The organism is Patescibacteria group bacterium, assembly GCA_034659915.1.
Taxonomy (GTDB): Bacteria; Patescibacteriota; WWE3; order JAUXAW01; family JAYEID01; genus JAYEID01.
The window spans coordinates 47684-58390 of record JAYEID010000014.1; the positions used below are offsets into that span (position 1 = coordinate 47684).

Sequence of the window (10707 nt, forward strand, 5' to 3'; positions counted from 1 at the left end):
TGCCATGATGTCTACAGTACACACTTTTGTTGGAATTGCTATGGGACTAAAGGTCACACCATGGCCGCTAGCCTTAGCACTCTCCTTTCTTTCTCACTTTGCTCTGGACCTGATACCCCATTGGGACTTTTTTAGTTTCAAAGACGAAATTACTAAAAGGGATAAGATAAACGCAGGACTAGATGTTTTTACAGGTTTTGTTCTTGGTAGTATTTTCATAATAAACGCGTTACCAGACCTAAAACAAGCCTTGGTTCTCGCAGGAACTTGCGCTTTAGCAAATCTACCCGATGCTCTTGAAGCACCTTACGTTTTCTGGGGCAACGAAAATTGGGTTACAATAACAACCATGAAGATTCAACACATTTTCCATGGCAGGGCTCACCTCCCCTGGGGAGTTATAACGCAACTTGGTATATTAGCACTAGCAATTATCCTGCTTATCTTTCCAAAATAAGAATTTTGAAAATCCAGACCGCCCCCAGTTGACAACAGTTAAGACAAAGGCAACTAAACCTCCAGCCATTAACAGTGTTAAAAAGCGACCCTTTTGTACAGTATGCAAAGCCAATAAACCACAAATAAAGGTAAGAGCCCAATAAAATAAAGCTACTTGTTTTTGGCTTAATCCTATTTTCAACAAATGGTGATGAAAATGGGCAGAGTCCCCCCACACTGGCGAAGTTCCTTTCAAGACTCTTCTAAAAATAGCAACTACAGCATCTAGAGTAGGTACCAGCAAAACCAGCACAGATGTAGCAACTTTTGCTGTAGATAAAATAGACAAAGCTGCAATAATAAGCCCACAAGAAGTTGCACCAAACCCCCAAAGAATTTTAGAAGGGTGCCAACTAACTGGCAACAAACCTAAGGCAGCACCCCCAGCAACAGCAAACAAAACAGCAGTTCGTACCTGCATAAGGTCTCCGTTAGCAACACGTAAAGATATTAGACTTAAGAAAATGCAAGTTAAAAATACAATTCCCGAAAACTGTCCATCTACACCATTTGACCAGGAAAGCATATTCATGACCCAAACAATCCAAAGAATGGCAACCAAACTAGCTAAAATAAAAATACTATGCTGTCCAAAAAAATTAACTGTAACCTGCAAAGCATCCAAGCGCACCACACCACCTAATGGATTACGAAAAAAAGGCACGCTTACGCCAAAGGATACTACTACCAAAGCTGCTAAAATTTCAGAAAGCAGCCTCACATAAGGATTAATTTCACGGAATTTTCCAGAAGCCCCCCGATCATCAATAACACCAATAACTGCCATCAAAATAGCTCCTAGCCAAATACCAAGTAACTTGGTATCTACAGGCACCACTAGGAAAGAAATAGCAATAAATGCGAGTAGAAATGCCAAAGAACCAGCGCGAGGCAAAGACCTCTTGTGCAAGATTGCAGGATGCCTATGCTGAGTAGGATCATCGACAGCACCCAAAGTATTTGCAAAGATTTTCACAGCAGGAGTTAATAAATACGAAACTGCAAAAGAAGCTGAACCTGCCAAGAACAAGCGCCCTCCAACAGTGATTTGGTAAGAAGATGCAACATTCACAACAATACGAGCCAAGGAGACGAGGAAAGCAACTTGGGTAGCTGTTGCCAACAACACCACAGCAAGAACCAAATCTAACTCACGGTTATTCCAAAGAACATTGATAAAAACTAAGTTTAGCAAAAGGACACTAGTGGCTATTATGGGAAAAAGATACAAAAGTGATACAGAAACAAGTTGCGAGCTACCCCAAGGTTGGCTATAAAAAAACGGTATCTGCTCTGGCATCACACTGGAAAAGTTTACAACCAATCCCCACAGTAACCACACAAGTAATAAATTAACAACCAACCATACTTTTCCTTTTCGGGTTTTTAAAAATTTGGAGGTTAAAAAATTCATAGCTGTAAATCTTTACAAACATCAGCAGTACAAACAAAAACATTTTCCCTTTCTATATAAAAGTACTCACCTTGGGGGAGGTTATCAAGAACTTCCTTACTTTCAAGAAGAGCCTCTCCAGCATAAGTAACTACACCAGAAGAAAGTACATAGATACTAGGAACAGAGTCGAAAATACGGTTTGCGTAATATTTAACCTGATAAAAATCCAAAATTGTTCCGCACACCAAAGGTTCACCACTACTCACAGCAGCAATACGCTCAATGTGGTTTCTTATATCTAACTTATGCGGATTTTTAAAAATTTGTGCATTTAAGTACAAAAAGGAACTCAAAGTACACGCGAAAAACAACAAAGATAAGCGAGCCGGCACCATTTTACCTATCAATACCGCCATGAAGATACTAATGGGCACTACAACAAAGATAAGGTACCGTAATACAAAAAGTGGCACTGCAACCCACGAAACTAGCAATGTTAAAAAGACAGGAGCCACTATAAAAAGGACTATAGCTACAGACACACGCGCTTCCTCAATCTTCAAAATAAAAAACCGATAAAAAACAACTAAGACTGCCAAATAAAAAATTAGACCAATTGCAAACCTAGAATTGAAGCTAGTAACAGCACCGTCTAGCAAAATCTCACCAAAAAATGTAAACACGTGCTTCCAACTTGGACTCTCAATCCAAAAGTTAGAATAGATGTTACCTACCTGCCCAACCACTGCAACCAACCATGGAATGTAACCAACAAAAATAGCAAATAAAGACAGTAGCAGCGGCTTTACGTGTTCTTTTGCATTTTTACAAAGAATAAGAAATGCAAATAACTCAGATATCAAAGCAACAACCATGAAATTATGAGTATATAAGCCCAAGACAGTTACTAAACTAAAAAGAACCCAACTGTTAGAAATTAGAAAATAAAAACTCAAGCACACTAGAAATGCTAACAGCGTATACATACGAGCTTCAAAAGCGTAATAAAATAAAAAGGGGTTACACAAGGCAAGAATAGCTGCAAAACCACTAATTCGTTTTGAATACAATCTACTAGTTACCAAAAACACTCCTATACCAGTAAGAACAAGAAAAAGTGTGGAGAGGGATCTTACTCCAATTTCACCACTCCCAAAAAGATTTATCCAACCAGATAAAACCACATAGTATAGAGGAGGGTTAAAATCATTAATAGTAACCTCAAGTAATTGGGAAAAAGGAAGCCCACTAAGAATTACTGAAAAAGCCTCATCCCGCCAAAGACTCTGCGTCATGATGTTAGGAGCGATTTTTAAAAACATAGTAAACTAAAAAACTTAAATTTTTTCCGTAACCCAGTATTCTAAACGCTTACCTAACATCAGGCGAGTGTGAGAATCTAATCCGGGAAGAGTAGTCATAAATAATGTAGCAATAGGCATAAGAAACCACTGCAAATAATGTGCTGGCAACTGCCACCAACGGATGCTTTCTGGACGCGGGGGGCGCAACGCGCTATCCAAAAGAATTACAGCACCCAACCCCAAAAGGGAAAATGCTAGCAATGTTTGAGAAACACCCATCAAATTTTGCCCCAGTGTAGTCTGAGCAAACACTGGATTTAAAAGAGGTGGCAAGTTTGCACCCAAAGTAATTAAAAACCAATTTGTAGACCAGAGCACGTGGCTCTCAATAAGCTTAAAAATCCTTAAGGACCTTTCAGCAAGGGGTATTTCAGGGTGTTTTAAGAATTGAACCATAGCATAAGGAATATCAGAAGCACCCCAGGCATGCCGCTTGCACTGTTTATAGCGGTTTACAAGAGATTTAAAATATGTATTCCCTTCTGGAGCATCTACGCTAGTTGGAAGGAAAATAGGTTTTACTTCCACTTGTCCTTGAAAGTTAAAAAAGCATTGGAGAAAAATATGCCAATCCTCGGGAATAATGTCCGTATCCCAATAACCTACTTCATGAATCATTTTAAAACTAGTTGAATAACAAGAATAATTAAAAAATAATTGCGTTGGCTCCTGCAAATCAGATACATGAATAATATTACCCAAAATACCAATTATCCGAATGAAAGCCGGGACTTCCCAAATATTGTTGTACCAAAAGATGGGTGACTGCCAAAACCTGCAGTAACGGTCTGAGTCTTTTGCAAACTCATATGTAAGTGCCTCAAAATACTTAGGATGAAATTGTCCATCCGCGTCGCAAGAGGTAAGAGTAACATTACTCAAATCTATACCCTCATCAGCAAGCTTTTCACGGGCTCTCTGTGCTGCCCAGGCCATGTTAGACGCCTTTCCCACTACTTCCCCCACCAAATTATCAGGATGGAAAGTTGTCCATAAGTTACCAAATTTATCTTTATACCTGCTTTCCAAAATCTGGGCGGTTTTCCGGGAATCCGCAACCCGTTCTTCCATAGCTAACACAACAAAAATTTTAGAATTATCCAAAGTCTGATTCGCTAAAGCATCCAAATTTGCAGCCAACACATTTACAGGCTCCCCTGCATTTGGAATTATAACTACGTGTCGAATAGCATCCCAATCCAGAACTTCATTTGGTTGTTCCTTATAGTAAAGACCTTGCCAATCACAATCTTCTGACTTTTTTATACAGCTATAACCACTTATCCCGTAAACCACAAGTTTTAGTGACCGGTACAGCCAGTAGACATTAAAACCAATAATAAAATAAGAAACCCATCGGGGTATTATAAGAGAACCTAAAACTGGGAATAAGATAACAGCCCAAATAACAAAACCGGGTACAATTTCAAAAGTACGTTTAATACTTTCCTCATGTTTTTCTGCAAACTTACGTACCATCATAACAAGGTTATTGTACGACGAACCCTAACAAGATTCAAATTAAAGCTGCTTAAATCCTAGGAAAAATAGGTTCTGCTGCTTTAATGCCAGGTCCCTGGAATTGCTCTTCAATCTTTCTAGCAGCTATGGGAATAAAAGGTCGAACTAACAAAGCTATTTCCCTAATTTCAGAAACTAAGTGGGAAAGAATATCTTCTAGGTCGCTTTGCTGCTCTTTCTCTCCTAAATAATTCCAAGGTTTCTTCTTAGTAATATAGGCATTAGCAGCACTTATCCTTTGCCAAACCAACTCCAAATACAAATTATATCTAAAACTGCCCATTGCTTGTGCAAGATCCGGAGTCAGAACATCTTGCAAGGACTTCTGGCCCGGCTTTATTTCCACTCCTGCCTTGTCGCAAAGCGTAGCTACACGAGAAACCAAATTCCCCAAGCCATGAGCCAAATTAGAATTATAAACACTTTCTAAATGATCTAAAGAAAGATTTCCATCCTCGGGCAAACTCATACTGCGGCATAAGTAATAGCGAATTGCATCAGATCCAAACTCCTCTGCAAGCTGACTTGGGCGAATTACATTACCCAATGATTTGCTTATCTTTCGCCCTTCTAAACTTAAGAACCCATGAGCATATACAATCTTAGGTAACACATACCCAGCAGACTTTAGCATTGCAGGCCACAAGACAGCGTGCCAAAAAAGGTTATCCTTACCCAAAAAGTGAACATCAGCAGGCCAAAACCCCTCTGGAGCCCCCGAAAAGTAATTGATCAAAGCATCAAACCATACGTATATGGTATGTGCGTTATCTCCAGGAACGGGAATACCCCATTCAACAGAAGGACGGGAGATGGGAATATCTTCCAGCCCCTGATTTAAAAATGCTACTATTTCTTTTCGTCGCGTTCCCGGCTGAACAAACTCTGGATTTTTATCAATATAACTCTTAAGGAAATCCTCGTACTTTGAAAGTCTAAAAAAATAATTCTCTTCTGTAAGCTCTTGCAAATCCAATTCAGGATGATAAGGACAAGCCCCTTCAACCAGGTCTTTTTCAGTAATAAAGCGCTCGCAACCTGGACAGTAAATTCCAGTATACTTATCTAAATAAATATCACCCTGGTTATCTATCTTTTTCCAAAAATCAACTACAGTTTGTATATGATCTTTGTCCGTAGTCCGAATATAACGATCAAAAGATATGTTTATACTTGCTAATTGCTCCTGATCCTGACGACTAATTTTATCTGCCCATTGTTCAAAACTAACATTATGTTCCCGAGCTGACTTCTCTGCCTTCCCACCGTGTTCATCCACACCAGTAAGAAAAAAAACCTCATCCCCTAAAGCCCTGTGATAGCGCGCTAGAACATCAGCAGCAACTTTTTGGTAAGCATGCCCAATATGCAAAACATCATCTATATAATCTATTGCTGTAGTTACGTAAAACTTGCTCAAAGTATACAAATATTAGCACAAAAGTGACAAATATCCACCAAAAAACCTGCTATAATAATTCAAGAACCATTTCAGTACAAAACATAAAGATTAGTGAGGAGGGAGGTTTTTCACATGCAGTACCAAGAATTAAGGAAAAAGCAGCTACGCCAGATTAGAGAAAAGCTAGAAAGAGACCTAAATACCCTTGATATAACCCTTAAATACAAACCACCTACTGAATCTGAACCAGCACACATTACTATAATAGTTAGGGAGAAAGGACAAAACAAAGAAACAACGGTTGAATTCAGCTTTGAACTACTTAAAAGGTTAGGCTTGAAAGAGCACCCACTGGAACGCAAGTTTGAACCAGAATCCTTTACCTGGGAATCTGTAATCCAATTAATACAAACTATGCACAATCTGCAAAAGCAACCCTAGTACTGGTAAAGCTCAAGCCCCCACTAGGGTTGCACATCTATTCATGCTACTATTAAAAGTAATGTTAATTTCTTCACGCTAAAAGAACTTCTACCACTACCTATGAAAGATCAAAAAGTTAGTTGTATTATTCCTGTCTACAACGAAGAAAAAACAGTTGCAAAGGTAGTAGACCTAGCTCTAAAAACACCTCAAATTGGGGAGCTTATTGTTGTCAACGATGGCTCTACCGATAATAGCATCCAAAACCTTACTCAATTTAAAGACCAAATTAAAATTATCAATCTTGAAAAAAACCATGGCAAAGGCTACGCTATAGCACAAGGAATAAGGAAAGCTAAACTTCCCTACATACTCTTACTAGATGCAGATCTAATTAATTTAAAACCTTTTCACATTTCTTCAATCATAAACCCTGTTTTGGAGCAAGATGTAAAAATGTCTGTGGGTGACGTTCTTTCTAATGGTGTACCTCTATACTCATTCCTCTGGCAATTCAGCGGTCAACGCTGCCTCCCCAAAAAAGAAATTAAACCTCTCCTAAAAAAGATTGAGCAAACAAATTACGCTATGGAAATTATTTTAAACGAAGCATTTCGCGATAGCACTGTGGTAGTGCCTCTACCAAGTACTAAACAGTTGCGGGTTAAAAAACACGAAAAGGACCGAAACGCTTTTTTAGGATCTACTGGATTTATCTCTGGAATTTTGGAAATTTCCCAAAGTATAGTTGCACACAAGAGCAAGGAATATCAACAAAAGTTCAATGAAGACTTAGTCAAAAGTATAGCTACTTATCTAAATATAAATGCCCAAAAGCTAAAAGATTTTATCCAAAAATTTTAAGAAAAACTGCTCCTGCAAAAAATATTGCAACAAACCCAGCTAAATGCTATCCTTAAAGGGATATACTGCAAAAACGTTGAGCCTTAGCAGTCACTATGGCTATCCTTATAAGGATACGTTGAGGAAAGAACCCCAAAGGGACAGTAAAATCCTCCGGATATATGGTCCGTAAACCATAAAAATGAGCGTAGTAAGGTTGGTACCGTCCTTGTAATTCAGGGCCCTTGCATAAAGCAAGGGTTTTTTATGTTACAACACCAATTGACTGTATCTGTTATCATACCTGCATATAATGAAGAAGCCACCATCACAACTGTAGTGGGTACTGCTTTAAAAAGTGACTTAGTAGCAGAAGTACTAGTAATTAATGACAGCTCAACAGATAAAACAAGTGAAGTGCTACCCAAAAACAGGAAGAAGGTGCGTCTGCTGACCAACAATCAGAATAGTGGCAAGGGCTACAGCCTTTACCGCGGTTTTAAAAATGCAAAAAGCCCAGTTGTAGTTTGCCTAGATGGAGATCTAATAAACCTAACAAAAGACCACATCCAAAAACTAGTACAACCAATCTTAAAAAAAAAAAGAGGCTGATCTAACTCTTGGGAAAATGCATTTTAACAGGTGGGATAATATTTACCAAAAAATAGCACCACAATTGATTGAAAAATATAAAAATAACTACACACTACTCATAAGTGGGCAAAGAGCTGCCCAGCGTAAGGAACTACTAAAAATAAAAGACTTGAAAACCTTAAGGTACGGAGCTGACTTAAAAATAACAGACCATTTTCTTTCACGTAACAAAAAGGTTAAAAGCGTAAACCTAGAGAACTTATACCATGTAAATAAAACCGAAAAATGGGGGCTGCAGGGTGTTAGTAAGGACCTTAATATGTGGAAAGATATTATTGAAACTGCGTTGGATACAAACACTGAAAAACTCCTAACGCAAGGTTATAAGAAAATAAAGTCATAAAAAAATAGAAAAAAATGAAAAAGAGATATCAACCAGAAAAAACTGAAAATAAAATTTACCAAATGTGGGAAGAAGGCGGTTACTTCAAACCAGAAATTGATAAGAGCAAAGAGCCGTTTGTTATTACATTGCCACCTCCAAACGTGACTGGGGGGCTACACGCAGGGCACGCTTTGTATATATTAGAAGATATTATGATTCGCTATCATCGGATGAAGGGTGACGCTACCCTCTGGGTTCCTGGCTTTGACCATGCCTCCATCGCAGTGGAATATCTTGTTACCCAACAACTAGCAAAAGAAGGTAAAACAAAGCAAGATATTGGACGAGAAGAATTTCTAAAGCGCGCACATAACTTTGCAAACCAGTCAAAAAAATATATCCGAAACCAATTAAAAAGACTAGGGTTTTCCTTGGACTGGTCGCGGGAAGCTTATACCATGGATAAGGAGCGCTCACGCGCTGTAGAAGAGGCCTTCCATCGCCTTTATAAAAAGGGTCTAATTTATAAAGGCAACTACATTATCAATTGGTGCCCTAATTGTCAAACAGCTCTTTCTGATCTTGAAAATGAGCATAAACAAGAGAAAGGAACTCTTTATTATATAAAATATGGACCCATAACCATTGCCACTACCCGTCCAGAAACCATGTTCGCAGATGTTGCAGTTGCTGTTCACCCTCAAGACAACCGTTACCAAGACATGGTTGGTGAACAAGTACCGCTCCCTCTAACAACTAGAAAATTACCCGTAATCACAGATACACTGGTAGATCCAGAATTTGGTACAGGAGCTTTAAAAATAACACCAGCCCACGATGAAACAGATTTTAATATTGGCAAAAAGCACAATCTAGAAACTCTAAAAGTCATAGATAAAGAAGGATTATTAACAGACTTAGCAGAAAAATTCGCTGGATTAACTGTGGCAGAAGGACGCAAGCAAGTTGTAGAGGCTTTAAAAGAAAAGGAATTATTAATAAAAGAAGAACCTGTCCAACATAATATAGGACATTGCCAGCGATGCGGAACTCGCACAGAACCCTTAATTTCTAAGCAATGGTTTGTAAAGATAAAACCTCTTGCTGAGAAAGCTTTAAAAGCTGTACGGGAAGGAAAAGTACAAATTGTTCCGGAAATGTATAAAAAGGTTTTTTTTCACTGGATGGAAAATATTCATGATTGGTGTATTTCCCGTCAACTTTGGTGGGGGCACAAAATACCACTGGAAGGAGAAACAGACATACTCGACACTTGGTTTTCCTCGGCTTTATGGCCAATGTCTGTTTTTGGGTGGCCAGAAAGCACAAAAGATTTACAATACTTTTACCCCAACACAGTTAGAGAAACTGGACATGACATACTATTTTTCTGGGTAGCTCGTGAAATTATGATGTGTATGGAAATGAGCAATGAAGTACCTTTTGAAACAGTATACTTGCATGGCTTAGTGCGCGACAACCAAGGAAGAAAGTTTAGTAAAACTAAAGGGATAGGCTTTGATCCTTTAGAAATGGTTGAAACATATGGAACAGATGCCTTAAGAATGGCTCTAATCATAGGAAATGCGCCGGGAACAGATTTGAAAATAAATGAAGATAAAGTGCGAAGCTACCGCAATTTTGCAAATAAAATTTGGAATATTGGAAGGTTTATATACAGCAACCTAGAAAAAAACAACTGGCTAGAGTGGCAAGATATTCCTAAATTAGATATAGCACATACTAAGTTAACAAACAAAGATAAAAAAATTATAAAAGAATGGCATAACACCCTTGAATACGTTACAAAAAATATTGACCACCAGAACCATAATTACAGATTTGATTTGGCAGGAAAAGAATTGTACCAATTTATATGGCACGAATTTGCTGACAAGTATATTGAATATTCTAAAGAAGACTTATACAGTAACTCAGAAAAAAAGAAAAAAGGTAAACTTACAATCCTCCGATATATATATTACAATACACTAAAAGCTTTACACCCTTTCATGCCTTTTGTAACAGAAGAAATTTGGCAACGCTTACCACACCAAAAATACAAACCTCTAATTGTAACTACCTGGCCAAACCCAATTAAAAGTTGAGTAATTAACCAAGTTCAACTTAGGGCACAGGATCGTAACCACCTTTATTCCACGGATGGCATCTAATTATTCGCTTAAAACCTAACCAAAGTCCCTTTAGGATTCCATACTTTTCAACAGCCTGATAAGTATATTCTGAACAACTAGGCTCGAATTTACAAACTCGATCAGTT

General features: G+C 38.2%; 11 protein-coding genes. 6 read left to right on the forward strand and 5 right to left on the reverse strand.

Going from position 1 to position 10707, the window contains the following annotated elements; all coding sequences use genetic code 11:
* Positions 1-4: 4 nt before the first annotated feature.
* Positions 5-457 carry a hypothetical protein gene (locus tag U9M98_03045; GenBank protein ID MEA2020666.1) on the forward strand — a complete coding sequence of 151 codons (453 nt, stop codon included), beginning with the start codon at positions 5-7 and terminating at the stop codon, positions 455-457.
* Here U9M98_03045 and U9M98_03050 read toward each other — a convergent pair.
* From U9M98_03050 to U9M98_03065, 4 genes are read right to left on the reverse strand one after another with little or no spacing between them, the layout of a single operon-like run.
* A complete protein-coding gene (locus U9M98_03050) occupies positions 425-1912 on the reverse strand; it encodes an MraY family glycosyltransferase (protein MEA2020667.1) in 1488 nt (495 codons plus the stop codon). The genes U9M98_03045 and U9M98_03050 overlap by 33 nt on opposite strands.
* On the reverse strand, positions 1909-3216 hold the full coding sequence (locus tag U9M98_03055; protein MEA2020668.1) for a glycosyltransferase family 39 protein: 1308 nt from the start codon (positions 3214-3216) through the stop codon (positions 1909-1911). Before U9M98_03055 ends, U9M98_03050 begins: the two co-directional genes overlap by 4 nt.
* Before the next feature lie 15 nt (positions 3217-3231).
* Complete coding sequence (locus U9M98_03060) at positions 3232-4740, reverse strand: glycosyltransferase family 2 protein (GenBank protein ID MEA2020669.1); 1509 nt, start codon at positions 4738-4740, stop codon at positions 3232-3234.
* 49 nt (positions 4741-4789) lie between these two features.
* On the reverse strand, positions 4790-6199 hold the full coding sequence (locus tag U9M98_03065) for a methionine--tRNA ligase (protein MEA2020670.1): 1410 nt from the start codon (positions 6197-6199) through the stop codon (positions 4790-4792).
* A 114-nt stretch (positions 6200-6313) separates the two neighbouring features.
* Here U9M98_03065 and U9M98_03070 point away from each other — a divergent pair, with 114 nt between their 5' ends.
* The 5 genes from U9M98_03070 to U9M98_03090 all read left to right on the forward strand — a co-directional run bounded on the left by U9M98_03070 (position 6314) and on the right by U9M98_03090 (position 10534).
* Positions 6314-6622, forward strand: a complete 309-nt coding sequence (locus U9M98_03070; GenBank protein ID MEA2020671.1) for a hypothetical protein — start codon at positions 6314-6316, stop codon at positions 6620-6622.
* 102 nt (positions 6623-6724) lie between these two features.
* A complete protein-coding gene (locus tag U9M98_03075) occupies positions 6725-7468 on the forward strand; it encodes a glycosyltransferase family 2 protein (protein ID MEA2020672.1) in 744 nt (247 codons plus the stop codon).
* 261 nt (positions 7469-7729) lie between these two features.
* Positions 7730-8059 carry a glycosyltransferase family 2 protein gene (locus U9M98_03080; GenBank protein ID MEA2020673.1) on the forward strand — a complete coding sequence of 110 codons (330 nt, stop codon included), beginning with the start codon at positions 7730-7732 and terminating at the stop codon, positions 8057-8059.
* A gap of 16 nt (positions 8060-8075) precedes the next feature.
* The gene (locus U9M98_03085; protein ID MEA2020674.1) at positions 8076-8444 is read left to right on the forward strand and encodes a hypothetical protein; all 369 of its coding nucleotides are present in this window, start codon (positions 8076-8078) and stop codon (positions 8442-8444) included.
* Between the two features lie 14 nt (positions 8445-8458).
* A complete protein-coding gene (locus tag U9M98_03090; protein ID MEA2020675.1) occupies positions 8459-10534 on the forward strand; it encodes a valine--tRNA ligase in 2076 nt (691 codons plus the stop codon).
* Positions 10535-10553: 19 nt separating this feature from the next.
* Here the strand turns inward: U9M98_03090 and yidD are convergent.
* Positions 10554-10707 (reverse strand): membrane protein insertion efficiency factor YidD (yidD, locus tag U9M98_03095; protein MEA2020676.1); only part of this gene is annotated, 154 nt, incomplete at its 5' end.

What these genes read in the sequence shown, in the direction of transcription:
- U9M98_03045 (MEA2020666.1), top strand. Translation starts at nt 5, where the DNA reads ATGATGTCTACAGTACACACTTTTGTTGGAATTGCTATGGGACTAAAG.
- U9M98_03050 (MEA2020667.1), bottom strand. Translation starts at nt 1,912, where the DNA reads ATGAATTTTTTAACCTCCAAATTTTTAAAAACCCGAAAAGGAAAAGTA.
- U9M98_03055 (MEA2020668.1), bottom strand. Translation starts at nt 3,216, where the DNA reads ATGTTTTTAAAAATCGCTCCTAACATCATGACGCAGAGTCTTTGGCGG.
- U9M98_03060 (MEA2020669.1), bottom strand. Translation starts at nt 4,740, where the DNA reads ATGATGGTACGTAAGTTTGCAGAAAAACATGAGGAAAGTATTAAACGT.
- U9M98_03070 (MEA2020671.1), top strand. Translation starts at nt 6,314, where the DNA reads ATGCAGTACCAAGAATTAAGGAAAAAGCAGCTACGCCAGATTAGAGAA.
- U9M98_03075 (MEA2020672.1), top strand. Translation starts at nt 6,725, where the DNA reads ATGAAAGATCAAAAAGTTAGTTGTATTATTCCTGTCTACAACGAAGAA.
- U9M98_03085 (MEA2020674.1), top strand. Translation starts at nt 8,076, where the DNA reads ATGCATTTTAACAGGTGGGATAATATTTACCAAAAAATAGCACCACAA.
- U9M98_03090 (MEA2020675.1), top strand. Translation starts at nt 8,459, where the DNA reads ATGAAAAAGAGATATCAACCAGAAAAAACTGAAAATAAAATTTACCAA.